General features: G+C 70.9%; 23 protein-coding genes. 18 read left to right on the top strand and 5 right to left on the bottom strand.

Annotated features, from left to right (window positions below):
• The first annotated feature begins 86 nt into the window (after positions 1-86).
• The 3 genes from MXD59_RS12645 (at position 87) to MXD59_RS12635 (ending at position 1,635) form a co-directional block, all read left to right on the top strand.
• Entirely contained in the window at positions 87-497 is a 411-nt protein-coding gene (locus MXD59_RS12645) for a hypothetical protein (protein ID WP_248824843.1), read from the top strand.
• Positions 494-775: a hypothetical protein gene (locus MXD59_RS12640; protein WP_248824842.1), complete on the top strand. Its 282-nt coding sequence runs from the start codon at positions 494-496 to the stop codon at positions 773-775. The genes MXD59_RS12645 and MXD59_RS12640 overlap by 4 nt, the downstream gene beginning before the upstream one ends.
• Positions 776-1,242: 467 nt before the next feature.
• Entirely contained in the window at positions 1,243-1,635 is a 393-nt protein-coding gene (locus MXD59_RS12635) for a hypothetical protein (RefSeq protein WP_248824841.1), read from the top strand.
• A gap of 1,300 nt (positions 1,636-2,935) precedes the next feature.
• Here MXD59_RS12635 and MXD59_RS12630 read toward each other — a convergent pair.
• The gene (locus MXD59_RS12630; protein ID WP_248824840.1) at positions 2,936-3,340 is read right to left on the bottom strand and encodes a hypothetical protein; all 405 of its coding nucleotides are present in this window, start codon (positions 3,338-3,340) and stop codon (positions 2,936-2,938) included.
• 117 nt (positions 3,341-3,457) lie between these two features.
• Entirely contained in the window at positions 3,458-3,979 is a 522-nt protein-coding gene (locus MXD59_RS12625; protein ID WP_248824839.1) for a hypothetical protein, read from the bottom strand.
• 120 nt (positions 3,980-4,099) lie between these two features.
• Between MXD59_RS12625 and MXD59_RS12620 the strand changes: the two genes are divergently transcribed.
• The 4 genes from MXD59_RS12620 to MXD59_RS12605 all read left to right on the top strand — a co-directional run bounded on the left by MXD59_RS12620 (position 4,100) and on the right by MXD59_RS12605 (position 6,019).
• On the top strand, positions 4,100-4,354 hold the full coding sequence (locus MXD59_RS12620; protein WP_248824838.1) for a helix-turn-helix transcriptional regulator: 255 nt from the start codon (positions 4,100-4,102) through the stop codon (positions 4,352-4,354).
• Between the two features lie 274 nt (positions 4,355-4,628).
• On the top strand, positions 4,629-4,985 hold the full coding sequence (locus MXD59_RS12615) for a hypothetical protein (protein WP_248824837.1): 357 nt from the start codon (positions 4,629-4,631) through the stop codon (positions 4,983-4,985).
• 283 nt (positions 4,986-5,268) lie between these two features.
• The gene (locus MXD59_RS12610) at positions 5,269-5,664 is read left to right on the top strand and encodes a helix-turn-helix domain-containing protein (protein ID WP_248824836.1); all 396 of its coding nucleotides are present in this window, start codon (positions 5,269-5,271) and stop codon (positions 5,662-5,664) included.
• A gap of 100 nt (positions 5,665-5,764) precedes the next feature.
• Positions 5,765-6,019, top strand: a complete 255-nt coding sequence (locus MXD59_RS12605; protein WP_248824835.1) for a hypothetical protein — start codon at positions 5,765-5,767, stop codon at positions 6,017-6,019.
• Between the two features lie 98 nt (positions 6,020-6,117).
• On the opposite strand, the gene MXD59_RS12600 is transcribed toward MXD59_RS12605, so the two are convergent.
• Positions 6,118-6,615, bottom strand: coding sequence for a hypothetical protein (locus tag MXD59_RS12600; RefSeq protein ID WP_248824834.1), 498 nt, complete (start codon positions 6,613-6,615; stop codon positions 6,118-6,120).
• Between the two features lie 135 nt (positions 6,616-6,750).
• Complete coding sequence (locus MXD59_RS12595) at positions 6,751-7,431, bottom strand: MBL fold metallo-hydrolase (protein ID WP_248824833.1); 681 nt, start codon at positions 7,429-7,431, stop codon at positions 6,751-6,753.
• Between the two features lie 472 nt (positions 7,432-7,903).
• Here MXD59_RS12595 and uvrA point away from each other — a divergent pair, with 472 nt between their 5' ends.
• The gene (gene uvrA / locus MXD59_RS12590) at positions 7,904-10,933 is read left to right on the top strand and encodes an excinuclease ABC subunit UvrA (protein WP_248824832.1); all 3,030 of its coding nucleotides are present in this window, start codon (positions 7,904-7,906) and stop codon (positions 10,931-10,933) included.
• A 64-nt stretch (positions 10,934-10,997) separates the two neighbouring features.
• Here uvrA and MXD59_RS12585 read toward each other — a convergent pair whose 3' ends face one another.
• Positions 10,998-11,411 carry an SsgA family sporulation/cell division regulator gene (locus MXD59_RS12585; RefSeq protein WP_248824831.1) on the bottom strand — a complete coding sequence of 138 codons (414 nt, stop codon included), beginning with the start codon at positions 11,409-11,411 and terminating at the stop codon, positions 10,998-11,000.
• Positions 11,412-11,662: 251 nt separating this feature from the next.
• Here MXD59_RS12585 and uvrC point away from each other — a divergent pair, with 251 nt between their 5' ends.
• The 10 genes from uvrC (at position 11,663) to MXD59_RS12535 (ending at position 24,215) form a co-directional block, all read left to right on the top strand.
• Positions 11,663-13,987 carry an excinuclease ABC subunit UvrC gene (gene uvrC / locus MXD59_RS12580; RefSeq protein WP_248824830.1) on the top strand — a complete coding sequence of 775 codons (2,325 nt, stop codon included), beginning with the start codon at positions 11,663-11,665 and terminating at the stop codon, positions 13,985-13,987.
• On the top strand, positions 13,984-14,853 hold the full coding sequence (rapZ, locus tag MXD59_RS12575; RefSeq protein ID WP_163548983.1) for an RNase adapter RapZ: 870 nt from the start codon (positions 13,984-13,986) through the stop codon (positions 14,851-14,853). Before uvrC ends, rapZ begins: the two co-directional genes overlap by 4 nt.
• Positions 14,854-14,855: 2 nt before the next feature.
• Positions 14,856-15,947 carry a gluconeogenesis factor YvcK family protein gene (locus tag MXD59_RS12570; RefSeq protein WP_217451568.1) on the top strand — a complete coding sequence of 364 codons (1,092 nt, stop codon included), beginning with the start codon at positions 14,856-14,858 and terminating at the stop codon, positions 15,945-15,947.
• 5 nt (positions 15,948-15,952) lie between these two features.
• Positions 15,953-16,939, top strand: coding sequence for a DNA-binding protein WhiA (gene whiA, locus MXD59_RS12565; protein ID WP_163548982.1), 987 nt, complete (start codon positions 15,953-15,955; stop codon positions 16,937-16,939).
• Between the two features lie 524 nt (positions 16,940-17,463).
• On the top strand, positions 17,464-18,471 hold the full coding sequence (gene gap, locus MXD59_RS12560; RefSeq protein ID WP_163548981.1) for a type I glyceraldehyde-3-phosphate dehydrogenase: 1,008 nt from the start codon (positions 17,464-17,466) through the stop codon (positions 18,469-18,471).
• A 156-nt stretch (positions 18,472-18,627) separates the two neighbouring features.
• Positions 18,628-19,830, top strand: coding sequence for a phosphoglycerate kinase (locus MXD59_RS12555; protein WP_163548980.1), 1,203 nt, complete (start codon positions 18,628-18,630; stop codon positions 19,828-19,830).
• A 26-nt stretch (positions 19,831-19,856) separates the two neighbouring features.
• Positions 19,857-20,696, top strand: coding sequence for a triose-phosphate isomerase (tpiA, locus tag MXD59_RS12550; RefSeq protein ID WP_248824829.1), 840 nt, complete (start codon positions 19,857-19,859; stop codon positions 20,694-20,696).
• Positions 20,697-21,565: 869 nt separating this feature from the next.
• Positions 21,566-21,796, top strand: a complete 231-nt coding sequence (secG, locus tag MXD59_RS12545) for a preprotein translocase subunit SecG (RefSeq protein WP_163550674.1) — start codon at positions 21,566-21,568, stop codon at positions 21,794-21,796.
• A gap of 56 nt (positions 21,797-21,852) precedes the next feature.
• A complete protein-coding gene (locus MXD59_RS12540) occupies positions 21,853-23,616 on the top strand; it encodes an ABC transporter substrate-binding protein (RefSeq protein ID WP_248824828.1) in 1,764 nt (587 codons plus the stop codon).
• Positions 23,617-23,879: 263 nt separating this feature from the next.
• A complete protein-coding gene (locus tag MXD59_RS12535) occupies positions 23,880-24,215 on the top strand; it encodes an RNA polymerase-binding protein RbpA (protein WP_163550672.1) in 336 nt (111 codons plus the stop codon).
• Positions 24,216-24,287 lie beyond the last annotated feature (72 nt).

Genomic DNA, 24,287 nt, shown 5'->3' with positions numbered 1-24,287 from the left:
AGGGCCGCCCCGCCGGTTCGCCAGCGGCGGGGCGGCCTCCACCCCCAGCTTCTGCACCACACGTTCAACGATCAAAAGGACACGTCATGACCGGTCATGAGCCCATGCCCGCCCGCATGCAGCACCCCACCGGCCCCACCGAAATCACCTGGTGGGATCTGCCCCGGCCGAGCGAGGACCATGCGGATCTTCTTCTCCCCGCTGGTCAGGTGGACGGCATGGTGTACTCGGAAAACCAGCGGTTGCTTTCCGTGGTGGTTCCCCACGACGAGGTGATGACTGGACCCACGTACGCCGCGACGTCGGTTGGCCAGCTCCGTAAGGTCCTCGACGGCCTGCCCGACGGCCTCATTCTGATCGCCGCATATTTGCCGTGGGACCACTACCACGACGAATCGGCCCGCTTCGTGTTCGTCGACTGCGTCGGCTGCACCGACGGGCTGATCGGCAGCAGCACGCCGACAGACGCCACCGCCGACGAGGCGACGGCAGCATGACCGGCGTCCCGATCATCCCCGCGGAGCTACTCGAACCGACCTCGGCGGACATGGCTGAGGTTCGAGCCCTGTATGACGACTGCTGGAGCCCTTCCGACGCCCGGCAGGCACTCGCCGGCTGGGGCGGTCACATCGACAACCTCGCCGTGGCCATGACGTCCGGCGACGTCGAACGGGCCGCCCAACTTGTTCGGCTCATGCGGGCATCCCGCCGGGCCCACGCAGATTGGGCCGAGGCGTTCGCACTCGCCGAACAGTCCGCGGATGTTCAGTGGTGAACCTCCGCCAGGCCGCCGCCGGCATGGCCATCGAACTGCGCGAACTGGACGGCCAAACGGAAGGCGCCCGATGAGCGGCCCCTACACGTCGGAAGCGCAGGCAGCCTGCGAGCCGATGCCCCGCGCCATCCGCGATCTACATGACACAGGCCGGATCCGCTCCGGCGACCCGGATCGGCTTCGGGCCACCACCGTCATGAACCACACAGCCGACGCGCTCACAGCGATCGGGGTGGAACTCGGTGCATTCGACCGGCGCATCGTCACGTGGATGTGCTCGACGTGGGAGCCGACCGCCGTCCAAGTCGTTCTCGGGCTCGTCTCCCGCGCCCACGTAGCAGGACGGCGGAGTAGCGCCCGGTGAGCGGCCGAACACAAACGTAGGCGAGCCTGACCGGCCACGCTGTGGTGCCGCCGGCCGCGGTCACCAATTCGACCCCGACCACACGACTGACGAGGACATCACCATGAACCACCCCGAGGAAGACGAGAACACCGACGCGGCGGTCTTCGAGGACATCGCGGCCGTGCTCCGCGGCGACACGTCGTTCTTCGGACCGCTGTCCCCGGACAGCAGCCGGATCCTCGGCCTCCTGGCCTACGGCATCCACGAGATCTTCGTGTCTCTGGCGACCGACGACGCCCGCACCCTGGGGGAGACCAGCGCCGCCCGGCCGTACCTGTCCCGGGGCGAGTGCGACCAGGTCGCCGAGCTGGTCGCCGGGATCGCGGACGCTTTCAGCCTGCCGAACGGGCCCACCACGACGAGGGCCCGCGGGTTCCTGGCCACCGCCGCCAGCCTCGCGGGAACTCTGGAGACCGCCGGTGGACACACGCTGACCGTCGACTCCGCCGCCTGAGCTTCCCTGCCGCAACCGCAGCCCCGCACACCTGCTCCGCAGCCCGCCGCACCGCAACCGGTGCGGGATCGGATCTGCGGGTTGGTGTGCGGGGCTGCGGCGTTTGCGGTGACCGTTGCGGCGGCCGGCTTGCGGTTGCGGAGCGCCGCAACGTTGCGGTGGCAGCGCCGGGGGTTCTTGCGGTGACCGCAATGCGGCCGACCGCAAAGGCTCGCCGCAACCTTGCGGTCACCGCAACCCGCAACCACACGGTGATCTTTGCGGCGGCCCGCAACGTTGCGGGCCGCACACCGCAAACGGGGCGACCTGCATGTCGCGGTGCGGAGCTTGCGGTGTGCGGTGGCCGTGCGGTCCGCACCGCATGCGGTGCGGTGTCCCCGTGCGGTGCCGCATCGCGGACGAGGCCGTGCGGTGGTTGCGGTTGCGGTGCGGCGATCTGGCCGTGCGGTGCGGGCCGCGTGCGGTGCGACATCCGCACCGCACGGTGCGGCGGTGCGGTCCGCGCCGCGGCTGACCTGCGGCGTGCGGTGGTTCCTCGCCGTGCGGTGCGGTCCCGCAACCATGCGGTGGCCCATGCGGTGCGGTGCCGGTGCGGTGCGGTGGTCACCGCACGGTGCGCCGCATGCGGTGCCGGGCTGGCCTGCGGGTGTGCGGCGGCCGGTGCGGTGGTCTCGGATCCGGCGGGCTGGTGCGGTGCGGTGCGGCCGTGCGGTGCGGTGGGCGGACTTCGTGCGGTGTACCACCGCACCCCGTGCGGTGGCCATGTGGTGCGGTGCGGCGGGCTGGCTCCCGTACGGTGCGGTGGCCATGTGGTGCGGTGCGGCGGCCGGCGTACGGTGCTTGGCCGTACCGTGCGGGGACCCACCTGCCGCAGGTCCGTACGGTGCGGTGCGGCATGCGGTGACCGCACCGTACGGCGCCGAAGCTACCCGAGCCGTACGGTGCGGTCCGATACGGCGAGCACCGTACGGGCATCACGGTTGAGCTGCGGTCGTACGGAGTTCGGTACGGCCCGGACCGCACCGGCCGGTGCGTCCAGCCCTGCCGTACGGCGAGATGCGGTCTCCCGCAGCCGTACGGCTACATCTCAGACGTTGCCGTACGGGCGGCACTCCGTATCGGCTCGGCGGGTTCGTGCGGAGTCGCTTCGGTATGGGGCTGCCACCGTCCGACCGGTGCGGTTGTGCGCCGGGGTGGACGAGGCAGGGCCTGCGGTATGTCGATGCCAGCGTGGCACCGGTATCCCACAAGCGGCGCATCGTGCGCCGCCCCGGTGCTGGCGGTTGCAGTGTTCGACCGTCTACCGACCGGGTGCGGAGTACGGGCAATACGGGGCGGCCGGCGTGCCCACGGCGATGTAGCAGTCCGGTGGATCGGAGACCAGCGCCGCACGGGTGCGGTCGCCGTAGCGGGCCCGGTCCTGCGCGGCACTGCTCAGCGACCAGATGTCAACGCCGTGCTGCCCCTGGCAGAAGCCTGAGCGCCACGAAGCCTGAGCCCACAGGGGTTCATGGTTGACGGTGGGCGCGTCGGTGGGCGGTGCTTCGGTATGACCGTCGCAGATGACGGCGTAGGCCCGCTGATACGGGGTGAGGCCGGGGCTGGTGGCAGCCGCCGGGGCCGGGCCGGCGGCAGGTGCACGTGTGCCGCAGGCCGCGACGATGAGGCTGACGATGGCGATACCCAAAATGATGTTGCGGCGCATGATGACGTTCCCCCCTGGCGTCGGACACAGGTTAGCGATGGGGGTGTCCCACATGACCGGTGCCCGTCTGAGCTGTGAGCGCCGGCCATTCAGGAGAAATGGTCTAACTGACTATTTCTATGCTGCGGGGCTGACCTTCGGCGACGGCGCCGACCGCTTCCGCGGCACATCCTCACCGAACACCGCGAAGTACAGCGCGGCGATCAACTTAGTGTCCGGGTCCAACCGGCCCTCCGTGAAACGCACCTCGAACGGGCCGTACGTGCCGGGCCCGGCCTCTTCGAGTACCGGCCGGGCCTTCGCCTTCAACTTGCGGGCCAGGGCCTCCAGGCGGGCGGCTTCGGCCCACGCAGCTGCGGCTTCCTCGACTGGTCCGGCGGTGCGGGGGAGTGGGCGTAGGTCCCCGGTGGGACGGCGGTGCCAGCCGGGGACGGCCCGGGTGCGGCTGATGTTGACTGCCCGCCGTTCGGCGTACGCCTCGACGCTGGCGGCGCTGACACCGTCGTCGAGGTGGGTGAGCTTGCCGGCGCGCAGGTAGCGGCAGGCGGTGGCCTCGGTGATGGTGAGGGCCGCGGCGGCGCTGCTGATGCTGATGGGGGAGTCGGTGGCGGCCGGTGTGAGGAGTTCGGTGATCGTCATGGCTGCCCCCGGCTGGTGTGGTGGTTGAACACCACTCAACATAGTAGCGCATCGCTACTATGTGAAGGACTGGCCCATCAACGCACGAACAACCTAGTAGCGGGACGCTACGATGTACTCGTGGCCGACAACCCCGACGACCTCCTCAGTTACACCGAGATCGTCACCCTCACCGAACAGCGCGGAACGCCGATCAAGCGGAACAGCCTGCGTGCGCTCCGCGCCACCGGCCGCATGCCCGACCCCGACGATCTCACCTTCCCCGACCGCCCCCGCTGGCGACGGGACACGATCGTCACCTGGCTCGACACCCGGCCCGGGAAGGGGGCCCGCACCGACCTGCGGAGCAACCCGCCAGTGCCACCGTCACGCTGACGGAGACTCATCGACAGCCGTCGGGGACGACGAGGTGTCGGCTGAGGGGCTGGCGCTGGAATCTGACGGCAAGCTGGTTGCCTCCGCCGGCCGGCCTCGCGAAGGTGTAGGGGACGGGACTGGAGCCGCCGGAGGCGTCATCAGCGGCTTCGCCGTTGATGTGAGCCCCGTCCATACGCCGTTGACACATCGCACGCCGCCGTAAGGCCCGGCGAACGTCAGCGAAGGATCATGGGTGCAGTGCACGCCCACGGGCCACGGCGACGGTGGCGGGGTGTACGGCCCGTTCGCCCCTGCCGTGTCCGGATCGAGTTCGGTCGGTGACGGCGAGGCCACCGGTGCCGGTGCCGGTGTCTGCGCTGGCGACGTTGCAGGCGCGGCGACGCTCGGCGAGGCCGACATGGTCGGCGATGGTGTCGCCGCTGTCTGGATGACCGGTGCTGGCTGGCATCCGGCGGCGACCAGCGCGAACAGTCCGACCGCCGGCAGCAGCATGAGCATGCGACGCACGATTTCCCCCGTAACGTTCATCGGCGGGCAGCATAGCGACCTGCCAGTGAGCGGAGAGCAACGGGAAGGCCACGCTCACCGAGTGATGATCCAATTTGGAATGGGCATGCACAGCGCATGAGGAAGCTGAGCCCCGCACTTCGATCGCTGAAGGCCCGTGCCGCCGCGAACGAGTCGTGGGCGCGGACGAGAGACAGGTCGGGGCGGACGGCTCCGGCGCGGGCGGCGGCAATCGCCCGGTTCGAGCAGCAGGTTGACCCGGATGGGCTGCTGTCAGCGCAGGAGCGGGCAAAGCGCGCTGAATACGCCCACAAAGCCCACATGCAGCGGCTCGCAGCGCGCAGCGTCGCAGTACGCCAGGCCCGACGACGAGGCGAGAGCACGTGAGGGCGGCTCCATCTGCCATGGCGTCCTCGGACGTCCCGGACATCGGCCAGAGCCGTCGGCGGCCACGTGCTCGACCGGCTCAACCCGAACCGGCACCGCCGCCGACCCCATCCTTCTCTGATGGCCTGTGGACGACAGCGGACGTCGCGAAGATCTGCAAGGTCAGCGAGGGCACTGTCCGGCACTGGCGGTTCGTCCGCGGACGGGTCGAACGCCTCGATCCGGACCTGCTGCGCCGGGCGTACGACTCGGATGAGGAACTCGGCCCGCCGTTCGCGAAGGTTGGCCGGCATGTCCGCTACCGTCCTGCTGACGTCCGCGCATGGCTCGCCGGCAAGTGGAGCAGACATCATCGAGATGAGCAGCTCGGGTCTGGAAAGCTAGTCTCCGAGGCCCCGGGCTACAGGATCTAGCCGGATCAAGATCGGACCTCTTCGGACATCTGGCATCTCATGCCGCAGGGTTGCACGGATCGTCAGGCGTGCAGCCCTCGACCGGCGGAGCGTACGAGGCATGGCGATCAAATTCGACGGGACGATCGACGAACTCGACACCACGGGAATTTTCAGCCGAAGCCGTCAGGTCTTCGCGGCAGTGAACCCCAATGGCCTCCAGGGCACCGATGCGGCCCTCTACGCCCTTGCTGGCGGTGTGCTGACCATCGCCTCGCACCTGATCCGGATCGACGACTTTGATGAGATCGTTACGGTCTTGAAGAGTCTCTACAAGATCGAGGTGCAGAAGTATCAGGACGGGCAGCGCGGCTGACCCAGTACCGCCAAAGCTGTGGCGGGTTCGGCTGAGCTGGTGCGGTCACCAGCCGTGAGCCCGCCACTCCGCCAGATAAGTCCGCTCTGCGGGGCGATCTAGACGATGAGGAGCTTCACGGACTGCTGTGAGTCCGACCGGTCAGGCCGCAGGTGCCACGACACCACGATGTGGGTGGTTGCCGTCTCAAATCCCTGGGACAGATAGAGCAGATGGTCTAGGCCCGGAGGGATCTCGTCGAAGTCCGTCTGTCGGCCTGCGCTGTCCAGGTCGCCGATGTCGACATGGACTCCATACGCCGAGTCTGTGCCCGAGTGATGGAGCGCATGGTTGTCCTTGCCGAGCGGGCGCAGCCTGAAGACAACCCGCCGCCGTTCGGCATCAGCAAGTTCATCGGCGCGGCGCTCCTGCTCGATGCGGGTTGCCTCTTCCTCGGCATCGGCGGAGCGCCGCGCCTCGTCCGCGGCACGGCGCGCCTCATCAGCCGCCCGCTCAGCCGCTTCAGCGGCCCGTACCGCGATCCGCCGTTGACTGTGAGAGTAGATCGACGCGGCAACCACCGTAACGATGGAGACGACTAGCTCGGCCGTGTCCATCAGTCAGCCGTCCGCTGCGGTGAGCCGGTCGAGGTGATGCCGGTTTGACACATGACGAATCCCCTTATGTCGTACCGGGGACACCTTAGACGGATCGCCCTCCGCGCCCTGCGGCTGGTGATCGTTATCGCCGAGCTACCAGCCGCGGGCCCGCCACTCGGCGAGATGGGGGCGCTCTACGCCGATCGTCGAGTCGAACCCGTGGCCGGGGTAGATCCACGTCGTGTCTGGCAACGGGCCGAAGATTTTCTCTTCGAGGTCGTCCATCAGGCTCGTGAAGTCGTCCGGATCTGTTGTCCTCCCAGGACCGCCGGGGAACAGGCAGTCGCCGGTGAACAGGTGCGGTGAGGCGGGGTCGGCGTCGTAGAGCAGGGCGACCGAGCCAGGTGTGTGGCCGACCAGATGGATGGCGCGCAGGCTGGCGCGACCGACGGTGACCACATCGCCGTCCCGAACGATCCGGGCCGTCGGCACGGGGATCTCGGGGGCGTCGTCGACGTGGGCGACGGTGGTCGCACCGGTGGCGGCCACCACCTCGGCGAGTGCCTGCACGTGGTCGGCGTGCCGGTGGCTGGTGACAACGGTGGCCAGTCCCGCGTCACCGACCAGGCGCAGCAGCGTGTCGGCCTCGTTCGCCGCGTCGATGAGCAGTTGCTCATCGGTGACGGCGCAGCGCAACAGGTAGGCGTTGTTGTTCATCGGGCCGACCGCGACCTTTGTCACGGTCAGGCCAGGCAGTGTTCGGGTGTCCGCCGGGCCGCCGACGGTGACCTGGCCGGAGTAGGCGTCGCCCGCCGTACCCTGCTCGCTGCTCATGGGTGCTGCCCCTTCGACGGACTCCCGCGGTCCCTCCCATCCTTCCCCACGGTCGCCTTCGGCGGGGCGGGCGGTGGACGCGCTCGGCGAGGCCGTCGACGAAGCCCGCCGTGCGCAGCCCGCTGCGCCCAGCCCGCCGGGCTGGTGATCATCGCGGCCGTGGCCGGGCAGCGAGTGTCGGCTGGTCCGGCCGGCGGCGGAACATCCGCTGGTAGCGGATGGTTACCGTCGTTCGGATGGGGGCCGCGCCGCCATGGCCGATCGGCGCCGGTGTGGGCCGGTGTGGGCCTCACGTGGGTCGTGGTGCCGGGTTGGGTTCGCCGCCGGGTAGAACCGCTGCTGTGCGGCGTTGGCCGCGGTGCGGTATGGACAGCTGCCGCGGGAGGTGGCCGCGACGGAACTGTCGGACCCCATCCGTAGCATGGCGACACCCGCCCAGGTCCGATTTCCGGAAGATCATGAGGGATCGACGATGGCCGACCGACTTGTCGTGCGTGGCGCGCGTGAGCACAACCTCCGCGACGTTGACCTTGACCTGCCCCGGGATGGGCTGATCGTCTTCACCGGAATGTCGGGATCGGGCAAGTCGAGCCTCGCCTTCGACACGATCTTCGCCGAGGGGCAGCGGCGTTACGTCGAGTCGCTGTCGGCCTACGCCCGCCAGTTCCTCGGTCAGATGGACAAGCCGGATGTGGATTTCATCGAGGGCCTGTCCCCGGCGGTGTCCATCGACCAGAAGTCGACCTCGCGCAACCCGCGGTCCACCGTCGGCACGATCACCGAGGTGTACGACTACCTGCGGCTGCTCTACGCCCGCGCGGGCCGCCCGCACTGTCCGAAATGCGGGCGGCCGATCGCCCGGCAGACGCCCCAGCAGATCGTCGACCGGCTGCTCGAGCTGCCCGAGGGCACCCGTTTCCAGCTGCTCGCCCCGGTGGTGCGCGGGCGCAAGGGTGAGTACGTCGACCTGTTCGCCGAGCTCCAGAGCTCCGGCTTCGCCCGCGCCCGGGTCGACGGCGACGTCGTCGCCCTCACCGACGTGCCCAAGCTCGCCAAGCAGCGCAAGCACACCATCGAGGTCGTCGTCGACCGGTTGGCGGCGAAGGCGTCGGCCAAGCAGCGTCTGACCGACTCGGTGGAGACCGCGCTGCGTCTGGGTGGGGGCCTGGTGCTCGTCGACTTCGTCGACCGGCCCGCTGACGATCCCGACCGCGAGCGGATGTACTCCGAACATCTGGCCTGCATGTACGACGACCTGTCGTTCGAGGAGCTGGAACCGCGGTCGTTCTCGTTCAACTCGCCCTACGGCGCCTGCCCGGACTGCTCCGGCATCGGCACCCGCAAGGAGGTCGACCCGGAGCTCGTCGTTCCCGACCCGACGCTGTCGCTGGCGCAGGGCGCGGTGGCGCCGTGGGCCGGTGGGCACAACAAGGAGTACTTCGAGCGGCTGCTCACCGCGCTCGCCGAGGACCTCAGCTTCCGGATGGACACGCCCTGGGAGGGGCTGCCCGAGCGGGCCCGCAAGGCGGTGCTGCACGGCAGCGGCGACACCGAGATCCACGTCGGCTACACCAACCGCTACGGGCGCAAGCGGTCCTACTACGCGTCCTTCGAAGGTGTGATCGGCTTCATCGGCCGCCGCCACCGCGAGGCCGAGTCGGACAGCAGCCGCGAGCGGTACGAGGGGTACATGCGCGATGTGCCGTGCCCGACGTGCCGCGGTGCGCGGCTCAAGCCCGAGTCGCTCGCGGTCACCCTCGGGGCGCGTTCGATCGCCGAGGTGTCGGGGATGGCGATCGGGGAGTGCGCCGAGTTCCTGCGCGGCCTGGAACTCACCGAGCGGGAGCAGGTGATCGCCGGTCGGGTGCTCAAGGAGGTCGACGCCCGGCTGTCGTTCCTGCTCGACGTCGGTCTGGACTATCTCTCGCTGGACCGGGCCGCGGGCACGCTGGCCGGCGGGGAGGCGCAGCGCATCCGGCTCGCCACCCAGATCGGCTCCGGGCTCGTCGGCGTGCTGTACGTGCTGGACGAGCCGTCCATCGGCCTGCACCAGCGGGACAACCGCCGGCTCATCCAGACCCTCGAGCGTCTGCGTGACCTTGGCAACACCCTCATCGTCGTCGAGCACGACGAGGACACGATTCGCGCGTCCGACTGGGTGGTCGACATCGGTCCCGGTGCCGGCGAGCACGGCGGGCGGGTCGTCGTGTCCGGGCCGGTGGAGGAGCTGCTGGCCAGCGAGGAGTCGATGACCGGCGCCTACCTGTCGGGGCGTCGGCAGATCCCGGTCCCTGACATCCGCCGTGTTCCGACGAAGGGTCGCTCGCTCACGGTGCACGGGGCCCGGGAGCACAACCTGCGCGATGTCACGGTCTCGTTCCCGCTCGGCTGCTTCGTCGCCGTCACCGGTGTGTCCGGGTCGGGCAAGTCGACGCTGGTCAACGACATCCTCGCGGCGGTGCTCGCGAACCGGCTCAACGGCGCCCGCGAGGTGCCGGGCCGCCACCGCACCGTCAGCGGCCTCGAGGAGCTGGACAAGGCCGTCCGGGTCGACCAGTCGCCGATCGGGCGCACCCCGCGATCGAATCCGGCCACCTACACCGGCGTGTTCGACCACGTCCGCCGGCTGTTCGCCGAGACGACCGAGGCGAAGGTGCGCGGCTACCAGCCCGGCCGGTTCTCGTTCAACGTCAAGGGCGGCAGATGTGAGGCCTGCTCCGGCGACGGCACCATCAAGATCGAGATGAACTTCCTTCCGGACGTGTACGTGCCGTGTGAGGTCTGCCACGGTGCGCGCTACAACCGGGAGACCCTGGAAGTGCACTACAAGAACCGCAGCATCGCCGACGTGCTCGACATGCCGATCGAGGAGGCCGCCGAGTTCTTCGCCGCGGTGCCGGCGATCGCCCGTCACCTGCGCACCCTCAACGACGTCGGGCTTGGGTACGTCCGGCTGGGCCAGCCGGCACCGACGCTGTCCGGTGGCGAGGCGCAACGGGTGAAACTCGCCGCCGAACTACAGCGCCGCTCCACCGGCCGCACCGTCTACGTCCTGGACGAGCCGACGACCGGGTTGCACTTCGAGGACATTCGCAAACTGCTCGGGGTACTCGGCCGGCTGGTCGACGCGGGCAACACCGTCATCGTCATCGAGCACAACCTCGACGTGATCAAAACCGCTGACTGGGTCATCGACATGGGTCCCGAGGGTGGCACCGGCGGCGGTCGGGTCGTGGCACAGGGCACACCGGAAAGTGTGGCCGCGGTCACTGAAAGCCATACCGCGGTGTTCCTGCGCGAGATTCTTGGCGGCCGGGTCGCCGGTACGGACGGTGGCGGCCGGGTCGCCGGTACGGACGGTGGCGGCCGGGGTGCCAGGGGTGGCGGTGTCGAGGGCGGCGGTGTCGGGGGCGAAGGTGCCGGGGGCGAAGGTGTCGGGGGCGAAGATGGCGAGGGCGCGGGTATCCGGCGCGAACGCGTCGCCGAGGCCGCGGCCCGCTAAGGCCGCGCCCGCCGCGCCGGTGCCGGTCGGCCGCCGCGGCGACTGGCCGCGGCGCGGGCGGCGGTCAGTCCTGGAGGAGGTCGGCGAGCACGGTGTCGAGCTCCTGCTCGGTGTGCTCCTGGCCGGTGGGCACGAGCCGCTCGGTGCGGTCGAGGAAACGGCGCAGCGGCGCCGTGGCCAGCACGACCACCTTGCTCTTCTCGCCGTCGGCCAGGTCGAGGCGGATGCCGCGCTGCTCGGGGTCGGGGCCGATGCGCACGTCGCCGTCGCCGACGGTGCGCTCCAGGCCTGTGCGCAGCGCGTCACGTGGCGCCACCCAGTGACCCTGGGGCAGGGCGGGGTGCTCCGGTCGGGATATCAGGGTCAGCGACACGGCCAGCGGATCGCAGGCCCGCCAGCAGATCTGGAACACCGTCACCCGCCCGCTGTTGGCGCCGTCGTCCACGACGAACTCCGCGGTGACGTCCTTTCCAAACACGTGCTGGCTCCCTCGGTTCGCCATCCGGTGTGTCGAGGGTCGCAGCCTCGCGCGTCGGGCGCCAGCGGGAGAGCCCCGAACACCGGAAGGTGTGGATGTGATCACTTTACGTCCTCGATTGCTGAGGCGCTGCCGGACCGTCCCGACGTCGGGAACCGGACCCCCGCCGACCAGGTCGCACGCTATGCGTGATGAAATGGTTACGTGCAGGTGCTGCCCGTCCAGGATGATGGTCGCCGTAGGCTCGGTTCATGGCTGATCCGGCGTCCTACCGGCCTGCGCCGGGGTCGATCCCCGAGACCCCCGGCGTCTACCGCTTCCGTGACGAGCATGGCCGCGTGCTGTACGTCGGCAAGGCCAAGAACCTGCGCTCCCGGCTCGCGAACTACTTCGCCGCCCCGCACACGCTGCATCCCCGCACCCAGCAGATGGTGCGGACGGCCTGCGGTGTCGAGTGGACGGTGGTCGCCACCGAGGTCGAGGCACTACAGCTCGAGTTCACCTGGATCAAGGAGTTCGACCCGCGGTTCAACGTCCGCTACCGCGATGACAAGAGCTATCCGAGTCTCGCCGTGACCCTTCACGAGGAGTTCCCGCGCCTGCAGGTCATGCGGGGGCCAAAGCGCAAGGGCGTGCGGTACTTCGGGCCGTATGTCCATGCCTGGGCGATCCGGGAGACCCTGGATCAGCTGCTGCGGGTGTTCCCGGCGCGGACCTGTTCGGCCGGGGTGTTCCGCCGCGCCGGGCAGGTGGGCCGGCCGTGTCTGCTCGGCTACATCGACCGGTGCAGCGCGCCGTGCGTCGGACGGGTCGACGCCGCCGAGCACCGGGCGATCGTCGAGGACTTCTGCGACTTCATGTCCGGCCAGACGGGCCGGTTCCTGCGCCGCATCGAGCAGGACATGCGCGCCGCCGCGGCGGCCCAGGAATACGAGCGGGCCGCCCGGCTGCGCGATGACGCCGGTGCGCTGCGCCGCGCGATCGAGAAGCAGGCGGTCGTGCTGCCCGACGGCACCGACGCCGATGTGATCGCCTTCGCCGAGGACGATCTGGAGGCCGCGGTCGCGATCTTCTACGTCCGGGGTGGGCGGGTCCGCGGCCAGCGTGGCTGGGTGGTCGACAAGGTCGAGGACGTGACCACCGCCGACCTCGTCGAGCAGTTCCTCACCCAGGACTACCTCGAGGGCATCGCACCACCCGCCATCCCCGGCGCCGAGGACACCGCTCACGTCGACGGTGCCGCGGACGGTCCGGCGGGTGCCGCGGACGGTCCGGTGGGTGGCCGCGGTGTGCGGGGGGACGCGCGCCGGCCCACGGGGCTTGCCAGCGTGGATGTCGAGGGCGCCGGTGTCGCCCGCGAGATCCTGCTACCGGTGCTGCCCCCGGACGTCCAGGCGGTGACCGAACTGCTCGCGGTGGTCCGCGGCGGCCGGGTGGAGCTGCGGGTCCCGCAGCGGGGCGACAAGCGGACCCTGCTCGAGACGGTGCAGCGCAACGCCAGTCAGGCGCTGGCCCTGCACCGCACGAAACGGGCCAGTGACCTGACCGCCCGCAGCCGCGCGCTGGCCGAACTCCAGGAGGCCCTGGACCTGCCGGACGCGCCGCTGCGCATCGAGTGCTTCGACGTCTCCAACACCCAGGGCACCAACATCGTCGCCAGCATGGTCGTGTTCGAGGACGGCCTGGCCCGCAGGTCCGAGTACCGCCGGTTCTCCATCCGGGGGCTCGCCGGCGGCGCCGGTGCCGCGGGAGACAGCGGTGGGGGCGCCTCGGGGGCGCAGGCCCGCGGTCAGGACGACGTCGCGAGCATGTACGAGACGATCCACCGACGGTTCTCCCGCTACCTCGCCGAACAGTCGCGCACCGGTGAGATCGCCGGCATCCCGGCCAGCGGCGAGGTGCCCGCGGAGCTGACCGACCCGGCCGACCCAGCCAGTTCAGCCAGTTCAGCCAGTTCAGCCAGCCCGGCCGGGTCGGCGGGGGAGCCGGCCGTGGGTGGGCAGCCGCTCGATCCGGACACCGGACGTCCCCGTCGGTTCGCCTACCCACCGAACCTCGTCGTCGTGGACGGTGGGGCGCCGCAGGTCGCGGCGGCCGCGCGGGCGTTGAACGACCTCGGCATCGACGACGGGCCGGGCGGAGTGGCACTGTGTGGACTCGCGAAGCGGCTGGAGGAGGTCTGGCTTGCCGACAGCGACGAACCGGTGATCCTCCCGCGCACATCCGAGGGCCTCTACCTGCTACAACGGGTGCGGGACGAGGCACACCGCTTCGCGATCACCTATCACCGGCAGAAGCGTTCCACCGCGATGGTGGCCTCCGCGCTCGACGAGGTGCCAGGCCTCGGTGAGACGCGGCGCAAGGCGCTGCTGCGGGCGTTCGGTTCGGTCGCGAAGATCCGCGCGGCCAGCGCGGAGGAGCTCGCTCAGGTCTCCGGGATCGGTCCGCGCACCGCCGCGGCGATCGTGACGGCCCTCGCCCGCACGGCGCCGGGGCAACCCGCGGCGCCCGCCCCGGCCGTCGACCCGATGACCGGTGAGATCCTCGACCACGCCGACGCGGGACGGACGCCATGACCACACCGACCCTCGAGTTGGCCATCATCACCGGGCTGTCCGGCGCCGGCCGCAGCACGGCCGCCAAGTGCCTGGAGGACCTCGGCTGGTTCGTCGTCGACAACCTGCCGCCCGCGTTGCTGTCCACGATGGCCGAACTGGGGCATCGTTCCGGTGGGGCGGTCAGCCGGATCGCCGTCGTCGTCGACGTCCGCGGGCGGGCGTTCTTCTCCGACCTGCGGGCGGCGGTCGCGGCGCTGGACACCCGGGGCATGCAGCCCCGGATGCTGTTCCTGGAGGCCAGCGACGACGCGCTGATCCGCCGGTTCGACCACGTCCGCCGGCCGCATCCGCTGCAGGGCGACGGCCGGGTCGTCGACGGCATCGGACGTGAGCGCACACTGCTCGCGGAACTACGCGGCGAGGCCGACCTGGTGCTGGACACGACCGACCTCAACGTCCACGAACTGCGGGCGAAGATAGACGCCGCGTTCGGTCAGCCGCGTACCCACCGGCTCAACGCCACCGTCGTCTCGTTCGGCTACAAGTACGGGCTGCCCCTGGACGCCGACCTCGTGGCCGACTGCCGCTTCCTGCCCAACCCCCACTGGGTCGAGGAGCTGCGCCCCTACACCGGACGGGACCCGCAGGTCCGCGACTACGTGCTCGCCCAGCCGGGCGCGCGGGAGTTCCTCGACCAGTACGCGGCGCTGCTGCATCTGATGGGCGACGGGTTCGCCCGCGAGGGCAAGCGGTACCTCACCCTCGCGGTCGGCTGTACCGGCGGCAAGCACCGCAGCGTCGCCATCGCCGAGCAGGTCGGCGCGCGTCTGGCCGCCGACGGCATCGGCGTTCGCGTCGTGCACCGCGACCTGGGTCGGGAGTGAGCGTGAGCCGTTTCGACGACGAGGACGACGAGGCCCGACTGCCACCGGCGGTGGTCGCCTTCGGTGGCGGGCACGGTCTGGCCGCCTCCCTGGCGGCACTGCGCCGACTGACCCCGGCCCTGACCGCGGTAGTGACCGTCGGTGATGACGGTGGTTCGTCGGGACGGCTGCGCAGTGAGCTCGGCGCCCTGCCCATGGGCGATCTGCGGATGGCGCTGGCGGCCCTCGCCGGCGCCGACGGTGACCCGGCGACCTGGGCCGACCTGTTCCAGCACCGGTTCGGCGGGCCCGGTCCGCTGGCCGGACACGCGGTCGGGAACCTGGTGCTCACCGGCCTCGCCGAACGCACCGGATCGCCGGTGGCAGCCCTGGACCTGGCCGCCGCGCTGCTCGGGGTACGGGGCCGGGTGCTGCCGCTGGCGACGGCGGGCATCGACATCGTCGCCGATGTCGCCGGGCTTGATCCGCGCGAGCCGGAGGTGACCGCCGAGGTCCGCGGGCAGGCGGCGGTGGCCACCACGACCGGCCGGGTGGTGGGGCTGCGGGTCGCGCCGGCCGCACCGGTGCCCTGCCGGGAGGCGGTGGCGGCCGCGCGGGCGGCGGACTGGCTGGTACTCGGCCCGGGCTCGCTCTACACCAGCATGCTGCCGCATCTGCTGGTGCCCGGGATGCGTCAGGCGATCACCTCGGCGCGCGGACGTACGCTCATGGTGCTGAACCTGGCAGCGCAGCCAGGGGAGACCGCCGGTTACACCCCGCAGGCCCATCTCGACGCGCTGCGCCGGCACGTGCCCGGACTGCGTCTGGACGTGGTGCTCGCCGATCCCACCGCGGTGCCCGATCCCGCCCCGCTCGCGGCCGCGGCCGCTCTGCTGGGCGCCCGGCTGCACCTGGCGCCGGTACGGGTGCCCGGCGCGCCCATCCACGATCCGATCCGGCTCGCGGCCGCCTTCCAGGCGGTGTTCGCGGACGGAGATCCGAGGCACTCGGCCCGGCAGACGACCGCGGTGGCGGTCGGCGGGGCCGCCCGGTCCGGGTGCCCTTCGTCTGGCGGAGCCGTCCGCCGGACCTCATCTGGTGAAGCCAAGGAGTGATCGGTGTGGCGGCGATGACGGCCACCGTCAAGGATGAACTGAGTCGGTTGCGGGTCGCTAAACCCTGCTGCCGGCGGGCTGAGATGGCGGCGTTGCTGCGTTTCGGCGGCGGTCTGCACATCGTCGGGGGCCGGATCGTCGTCGAGGCGGAGCTGGATACGGGGGCGACCGCGCGGCGGCTGCGCCGGGAGGTCGCCGAGGTGTTCGGCTTCCCGTCCACCGTGGCGGTGCTCGCCGCGGGCGGGTTGCGGCGCTCGGTGCGTTACATCGTGCGGGTCGAACGCGACGGGGAACAGCTGGCCCGCTCCACCGGGCTGCTCGACCAGCGTGGCCGGCCCGTGCGTGGGCTGCCGCCGCAGGTCGTCACCGGTTCGGCCTGTGACGCCGCGGCGGCCTGGCGGGGCGCGTTCCTCGCCCACGGGTCGCTCACCGAACCGGGGCGGTCCTGCTCGCTGGAGGTCACCTCGCCCGGGCCGGAGGCGGCGCTGGCGCTGGTCGGCGCGGCGCGGCGGCTCGGTGTGCAGGCCAAGAGCCGCGATGTGCGCGGGGTGGACCGGGTGGTGATCCGCGACGGGGACGCGATCGGGGCGCTGCTGACCCGGATCGGGGCGCACGACAGCCTGCTGGCCTGGGAGGAACGGCGGATGCGCCGGGAGGTCCGGGCGACCGCGAACCGACTGGCCAACTTCGACGACGCGAACCTGCGTCGGTCGGCGCGAGCGGCGGTCGCGGCCGGGGCCCGGGTCCAGGCCGCGATGCGCATCCTCGGTCAGGACGCCCCCGAACACCTGCTGGCCGCGGGACGGCTACGTCTCGAGCACGCCCAGGCGTCCCTGGAGGAACTGGGCGCGCTCGCAGACCCGCCGTTGACCAAGGACGCGGTGGCCGGGCGGATTCGTCGGCTGCTGGCGCTCGCCGACAAGCGGGCGAACGCCCTGGGCATCCCGAACACGGAGGCGAGCGTCTCACCGGATCTGCTGGAGAACGCCTGACAAGCCCTCGTGTCATTCGGTCCATTTCGGGCATTCCGTTCGATCTTTGTTCGCGGAATTGTGCTCCTGACGAGTCCGGTCGGGACCGGTCCGGACCATGGCCGACAACGCCGCGCCAGGCTGATCAACAGGCCCGACCGGCAGTGGAATAATGTGCCGGGATGGCACCATCGTGATCGCCCACAGGGGGCGGGGTGGTGGTCCCTGTCCGGGCTGTCCGCCGGGCGGCCGGGCCCGGCCACGGTCGGTCCGCGGATCGGATCGTCGCTGGCTCGGGGTCCGTCCGAGCAGGGTGGGGGCCGATCGGCGGCGGCGGTCCGGTGCCGTTGGTCCGCGGTCGTCCCGGGTGGCGGAAATGCGGCCATGTGTGAGGAGACCAACACCGCACGGTTCGGATTGCGGCCGATGATGTGCGAACTCGTTAGGCTCCTCCCTCGACAACGTCATACCGAACGGCGTCATGGCGCAACGGTGTCGTGACGGTCAAAACGACGAGACACACGACGGTAGGGAGAGTTCAGGACGTGGCGACAAGGGTGGGTGTCAACGGCTTCGGGCGGATCGGCCGTAACTTCTGGCGGGCGCTCGCGGCGAGCAAGCGGAACGACCTCGAGATCGTCGCCGTCAACGACCTGACCGACAGCAAGACGCTCGCGCATCTGCTGAAGTACGACACGACGCTGGGCACGCTGGCCGCGCCGGTCAGCGTCACCGACGGTGGCATCAAGGTCGGCGACTCGGTGATCAAGGTGCTCGCCGAGCGTAACCCGGCCGCGCTGCCGTGGGGCGAGCTCGGTGTCGACATCGTGATCGAGTCCACCGGCCGCTTCACCAAGGCCGCCGACGCGGCCCAGCACCTGCAGGCGGGCGCGAAGAAGGTCATCATCTCGGCGCCGGCCAAGGACGAGGACATCACCATCGTCATGGGTGTCAACGACGACACCTACGACCCGGCCACGCAGCACATCCTGTCCAACGCCTCCTGCACCACCAACTGCGTGGCGCCGATGGCGAAGGTCCTCGACGAGGCGTTCGGCATCGTCCAGGGCCTGATGACCACGGTGCACGCCTACACCAACGACCAGGTCATCCTGGACTTCCCGCACTCGGACCTGCGCCGGGCCCGGGCCGCCGCGCAGAACATCATCCCGACCACCACCGGTGCCGCCAAGGCCACCTCGCTCGTCCTGCCGCAGCTCAAGGGCAAGCTGGACGGTCTGGCCATGCGCGTGCCGGTGCTCGACGGCTCGGTCACCGACCTCGTCGCGACGCTGGCGAAGCCGGCCAGCAAGGAGCAGGTCAACGCGGCGTTCAAGGCGGCGGCCGAGGGTCCGCTCAAGGGTTACCTCGTCTACACCGAGGACCCGATCGTCTCCTCCGACATCGTCAACACCCCGGCCTCCTGCACCTTCGACTCGCTGCTGACGATGTCCGCCGGCAACCAGGTCAAGGTCATCGGTTGGTACGACAACGAGTGGGGCTACTCCAACCGCCTGGTCGACCTGACCGCGCTCGTCGGCGCCCGCCTCTAGCTCGTTCGTCCACCTCGTTCGCGCACCTCGTTCGCGTACTTCGCTCACGCACCTCGCTCGTTCACGCGGCCGGGCCCGGTCCGACCGGGCCCGCCGCGTCACTGCCGCCCGTCCGTCGTCGCCGGCCAGCCGGCCCGAACCCTGGAGTAACACAGAGTGAGGACGATCGACGACCTGCAGGTCGCCGGGCACCGTGTTCTGGTCCGCTGCGACCTCAACGTCCCGCTGGACCGCACGGGAGACACCCCGCGCATCACCGACGACGGCCGGGTCCGGGCGAGCCTCCCGACGATCACCGCGCTGCTCGACCGGGGCGCGCGTGTGATCGTCACCTCCCATCTGGGTCGGCCCAAGGGCGAACCGGACGCGAAGTACTCCCTCGAACCCGTCGCCGCCCGGCTGGCCGAACTGCTCGGACGCCCGGTCACCTTCGCTGGCGACGGTAGCGGCGACATCGCCGGCGCGCACGCCCGCAAGGTCGTCGCCGCCCTCGGCGACGGCGAGGTGGCGCTGCTGGAGAACCTGCGTTTCCACCCGGGTGAGACCAGCAAGGACGCCGCCGTGCGGGCCGCGTTCGCCGACGAACTGGCCGCGCTCGCCGAGTTCTACGTCGGGGACGCCTTCGGCGCCGTGCACCGCGCGCACGCCAGCGTCGTCGACGTGCCCAAGCACCTGCCACACGCCGCCGGCAGCCTCGTGCTCGCCGAACTCGACGTGCTGCGCCGGCTGTCCAGCGACCCGGCCCGCCCGTACGCGGTGGTGCTCGGTGGCTCGAAGGTCTCCGACAAGCTCGGCGTGATCCGCGCCCTGCTGCCGAAGGTCGACGCCCTGCTCGTCGGCGGCGGCATGTGCTTCACCTTCCTGGCCGCGCTCGGCCACGGCGTCGGCGCCTCCCTGCTCGAAGCCGACATGATCGACACCTGCTCGGCGCTGCTGGCCGAGGGCGGCGACCGGATCGTGCTGCCGACCGACGTGGTCGTCGCCGACCGCTTCGCCGCCGACGCCGCCACCGCGACCGTCGCCGCCGACGCCATCCCCGACGGCTGGCTCGGCCTGGACATCGGCCCCGCCTCCACCGCCGCGTTCGCCGCCCGCCTCGCCGGCGCCGCCACCGTCTTCTGGAACGGCCCGATGGGCGTGTTCGAACTGGCCCCGTTCGCCGAGGGCACCCGCGGGGTCGCCGAGGCCATCGCGGCCGGCCCCGGCTTCTCCGTCGTCGGCGGGGGCGATTCGGCCGCCGCCGTGCGCACCCTGGGCATCCCCGACGCCGGCTTCAGCCACATCTCCACCGGTGGCGGTGCCAGCCTCGAATACCTCGAGGGCAAGGCCCTGCCCGGCCTCGCCGCCCTTGACGTCTGAGCGACGACACCCGCGGGGGCGAGCACATGGCACTGGGACGTGGACGAACCGAGAAGGGTAGAACCGTGAGCGCGAAACCGACCACCGGTAGCGGTCGCCGGACGCTGGTCGCCGGCAACTGGAAGATGAACCTCAACCACCTTGAGGCGATCGCGCTGACACAGAAGGTCGCCTTCGACCTCAAGCCCGCCGAACTCGAGGCGGTCGACGTCGTGGTGATCCCGCCGTTCACCGACCTGCGCAGCGTGCAGACCCTCATCGACGGCGACAAACTGAAGCTCGCCTACGGCGCGCAGGACCTCTCCGCGCACGCCTCGGGCGCGCACACCGGCGACATCGCCGGTTCGATGCTCGCGAAGCTCGGCTGCTCGTACGTCGTCGTCGGCCACTCCGAGCGCCGCGCCGACCACCACGAGGACGACGCCACCGTGGCCGCCAAGGCCAAGGCCGCGTTCGCCGTCGGGATCACCCCGATCCTGTGCGTCGGCGAGGTCGAGGCGATCCGGGTCGCCGGCACCCACGTCGAGCACGTGCTCGGCCAACTGGCCGGTTCGCTCGCCGGGATCACCGCCGAGCAGGCCACCTCGATCGTCATCGCCTACGAGCCCGTCTGGGCCATCGGCACCGGCCGCACCGCCTCCGCCCAGGACGCCCAGGACATGTGCGCCGCCATCCGCGGCAAACTCGCCGACCTCTACACCGGCACCATCGCCGCCGGCATCCGGGTGCTCTACGGCGGATCGGTCAAGGCGGCCAACGCCGGCGAGCTGTTCACGATGCCCGACATCGACGGCGGCCTGGTCGGCGGTGCGAGCCTGCTCGCCGATGACTTCGTCGGCATCGTCCGCAGCAGCCCCACCGGCTGATCCCCGGACGCGCCCGCGTTCCGCTTCCGCTTCCGCTTCCGTTCTGACCCGCTCGCCACACGAGGCGGCGCTGGTCCGTTGTCGCCCGCGCTGCCCCGGCTGGTGGCCAAGGTGATCGCGGTGTGTCCCGGTGATCGCGGTGTGTCCCGGCCACTGGCCGAGATGATCACGGTGTGCCGCGGTGATCCAGTCATGCCGAGGGTTGTTTGACGTCATGCCGAGGGGTGTTCGGTCGTCGGGCCTCCGACACGCCGAACACCCCTCGGCGGTTGGCGGGCGTCCGGCGTGTCGCCGATGCCTGGCGGCAGGGTCGGCACCGAGCGTGGTTGCTGCCATGGCTGAGCGTGGTCATCGCCCTGGTTCAGGGCGGACTTGGTGGCGGGGGCTGGCCGAGCCCGTCGATGCCGCCGAGCCCGTCGATGCCGCCGAGCCCGTCGTTGCCCTGTGGCTGTGCGCCCTGGCGCTGAGGCGGGATCGTTCACGGATGTCGGCCTCCCCATGCCGTCGGTGGGCGCGGACGTGCGGCGGTGGGGGAGGGCGGGTGCGGACAGGGGCGGGGTGGGATGGGGTGGTGCTGGTGGTGCTGGTGGTGGTGTGGTCGGGAGCATTCGGGTCGCGCAGGGCGTTGGCGGTGTGCGGGGGTGCGGTACTTTCACTGAGTAGCATCACCCACCACGTCGCATCTGACGGTCTCTACCCGTGGGCGAGATGGCCGCGGGTGAGATGAGCGTGGGTGAGATGAGCGTGGACGCGGGGCGCTGGACGCGACCTGGCGCCGTCGGCGTCGGTGTTGGCGTCGGTGGCGGCGTCCCGACTGAACCGGGTGGCGGTGCTCTGCCGCCTCCCCTGGGAGCGGGAGCTGGTCCGAAATGACGATCGGTCTGTCGATCGCCCTGATTGTCGCGAGCGTTCTGATGATTCTGCTCGTACTGCTGCACCGGGCGAAGGGCGGTGGGCTCTCGACGCTGTTCGGCGGTGGCGTGTCGTCGTCGCTCGGCGGGTCGTCGATGGTGGAGAAGAACCTCGACCGATTGACGATCATTGTGGGCAGTGTGTGGTTCGTGTGCATTATCGGTCTCGGTCTGCTGCTGAAGAATTGAGTTCTCCGCGTGCTCGCCGCGGCTTTCACCGGCCGGCGGCGTTTCGAAACGCGGCGGTGGCGCTCGCCGCGGCGCTGGCGCTGGTCGCGGGTGCGGCCTGCGGCGGTGGGGGCGGTGGGGGCAGTGGTGAGCCGCCGAGTTCCGTGACGCCCACGGCGGTGGCCGCGGCCACCACGGCGCCGGTCGCCAAGCCCGGTGGAACCCTGCGCATCGTCGCGGGGCGAATGCCCAGCGGCGATCCCGGCTGGGCCACGACGCCGGCTGAGCAGGCCGTGGCCCGCCTGGTAACCCGTCAGCTCTACAGCTATCCGAGCGACGCGGCTCCGTCCCGGTCGACGGTCCCGCGTCCGGATCTGGCGGTCGGCGCGCCGATGGTCACCGAGAACGGGCTGGTGTACACGGTGCGGCTGCGCGCGGCGGCCCGGTGGGACACGCCGAACCAGCGCCGGATCACGGCCAATGACGTCGCCCGTGGGATCAAGCGGCTGTGCACACCGCCGAGTCCGTCGCCGTTGCGTGGTTACTTCGCCGCGACGATCGTCGGATTCCGGTCGTTCTGCGACGAGCTTGCCGCCACCCCGGCCGACGATGCCGCGGCGTTCATCGAGAGCACCACGATCGAGGGCGTCGAGATCGTCGGCGACGACACGGTGGCCTTTCACCTGCTCGCCCCGGTGAACGACTTCGTCGACGTGCTGGCGCTGCCCGCGGCGTCCCCGGCGCCGTTGGAGGCGCTGGCCTACCCGGCGAACTCCTCGGAGTACCTGCACAACCTGATCTCGGCCGGGCCGTACCGGTTCACCGGGGCACGCGACGACACGCCCGGCTACCGGCTGGCCCGCAACCCGTCCTGGAACGCGTCCTCGGACGCGATCCGACGGGCGCTGGTCGACCACATCACCATCACCGACGGTCAGACGTCCGAGGCGATGTTGCAGGAACTCGAGACCGGTGACGCGGACATGTCCCTCGATCCGGTGCTCACCACCGCACGGGCGAAGGAGCTCGCCAAGGCCAGGGACAACCGGCTCGCCCTCGACGAGGTCGGTACCACGGTGGCGTTGACCGTCGGCCTGAACGGTCCGTCCGCGGCGGCGCTGCGCGAACCGACGATCCGCCAGGCGCTGCCGTACTGCGTGGACCGCGCGGGACTCGCGGACGCGCTCGGCGGGCCGGAGCTCGCGACCGCGTCCACCGGGCTGTTGCAGGAGCCGATGACCGGTTTCAGCGACCTCGACCCGTTCCCGGACACCGGCGACAGTGGTGACCCGCAGCGATGCCGGGAGGCGCTGAGCACCACCCCGGGCGGACCGGTGACGGCCCTGTCGCTGCTGACCTCGGACAGTCCCGCGGACGCCGCGGTCGCCGAGGCCCTGCGGACGGCGTTCGCGCGCGCCGGGATCCGCCTGGACGTGCGGATTCGCACGGGCGAGCGGTACACCACCGCCGCCGTGGCGCCCCGCGGCCAGTTCTGGGACCTGGCGCTGACCAGAATCACCCCGGCCTGGTACGGCGACGCCGGCCGTACGGTCTTCCAGCCGCTGCTCGACGAGACCTGGGTGGGCCCCCGGCCGGCCGACGGCGGCTACCGTGAGCTCGCCGCTGGCCGGCAGCTGGACGCCGCGCTGCGCGCGACCTCCGAGACCGACGCGGTCACCGACTGGGGGGAGCTCGAGCAGACCGTCGTCGGCAGCGCCGCGGTGATCCCCCTGGTCGTCGTGCACACCCCGGTGATGCACAGCGCCAACATCACGACGTTCGCGATCGTCCCCTCGATCGGCACCGCCGACCCCACCGCCGTCTCGCTCGGCTCCGGCTGACCTCGTGGTGGGTTGGTAGGGGTCGGGAGGTTATCGTCCGGGGTGTGCGTGGCCGGCTTGGGGTGGTCGGTGCATCCACGTCGGGCTGTGGCGGCCTACACTCCCCCCAGGACGTACCCGGAGGGACAACCGGGGGAGTGCCGGGAACGTCGGGCTTGCTCGACTGGCTGTCGTCCGCACGGTGGGTAGTCACCGGGGCGGGTGGGGCCGGTAGGCGTCGGCGAACTGCAATCCATGGGACGAGACGAAGGAGTACGCGGGCCGTGGCAGGTGGCAACGCCATTCGGGGGAGCCGGGTCGGGGCCGGACCAATGGGAGAGGCCGAGCGGGGCGAAACTGCGCCCCGCCAGCGCATCTCCTTCTGGTGCGCGAACGAACACGAGACCAAGCCGTCGTTCGCGGCGGACGCGGCGGTACCCGAGACATGGGACTGCCCGAGCTGCGGGCTGCCGGCAGGCCGGGACCGGGAGAACACCCCCGCCCCGCCTCGCACCGAGCCGTACAAGACGCATCTCGCGTACGTCCGGGAGCGGCGCAACGAGAAGGACGGTGAGGCGATCCTCGCTGAGGCCCTCGCGAAGTTGCGGGGTGCCTCCTAGCCCTACCGGGTGCGTGCCTGACCGGGTGCGATCCCACCCGATGCGGGTCGGCTGGGTGCGGCTGCGGCTGGG

It is taken from the genome of Frankia umida (genome assembly GCF_023242945.1).
In the GTDB taxonomy this organism is placed as follows: domain Bacteria; phylum Actinomycetota; class Actinomycetes; order Frankiales; family Frankiaceae; genus Frankia; species Frankia umida.
This window is presented reverse-complemented; position numbering and strand designations above follow the sequence as displayed.

Coding starts and splice junctions, on each gene's coding strand:
- MXD59_RS12610 (WP_248824836.1), top strand. CDS start 5,269: ATGGCGTCCTCGGACGTCCCGGACATCGGCCAGAGCCGTCGGCGGCCA.
- MXD59_RS12605 (WP_248824835.1), top strand. CDS start 5,765: ATGGCGATCAAATTCGACGGGACGATCGACGAACTCGACACCACGGGA.
- MXD59_RS12630 (WP_248824840.1), bottom strand. CDS start 3,340: ATGCGCCGCAACATCATTTTGGGTATCGCCATCGTCAGCCTCATCGTC.
- uvrC (WP_248824830.1), top strand. CDS start 11,663: ATGGCTGATCCGGCGTCCTACCGGCCTGCGCCGGGGTCGATCCCCGAG.
- MXD59_RS12600 (WP_248824834.1), bottom strand. CDS start 6,615: ATGGACACGGCCGAGCTAGTCGTCTCCATCGTTACGGTGGTTGCCGCG.
- MXD59_RS12640 (WP_248824842.1), top strand. CDS start 494: ATGACCGGCGTCCCGATCATCCCCGCGGAGCTACTCGAACCGACCTCG.
- tpiA (WP_248824829.1), top strand. CDS start 19,857: ATGGCACTGGGACGTGGACGAACCGAGAAGGGTAGAACCGTGAGCGCG.
- uvrA (WP_248824832.1), top strand. CDS start 7,904: ATGGCCGACCGACTTGTCGTGCGTGGCGCGCGTGAGCACAACCTCCGC.
- rapZ (WP_163548983.1), top strand. CDS start 13,984: ATGACCACACCGACCCTCGAGTTGGCCATCATCACCGGGCTGTCCGGC.
- MXD59_RS12595 (WP_248824833.1), bottom strand. CDS start 7,431: ATGAGCAGCGAGCAGGGTACGGCGGGCGACGCCTACTCCGGCCAGGTC.
- MXD59_RS12635 (WP_248824841.1), top strand. CDS start 1,243: ATGAACCACCCCGAGGAAGACGAGAACACCGACGCGGCGGTCTTCGAG.
- MXD59_RS12645 (WP_248824843.1), top strand. CDS start 87: ATGACCGGTCATGAGCCCATGCCCGCCCGCATGCAGCACCCCACCGGC.
- secG (WP_163550674.1), top strand. CDS start 21,566: ATGACGATCGGTCTGTCGATCGCCCTGATTGTCGCGAGCGTTCTGATG.
- MXD59_RS12625 (WP_248824839.1), bottom strand. CDS start 3,979: ATGACGATCACCGAACTCCTCACACCGGCCGCCACCGACTCCCCCATC.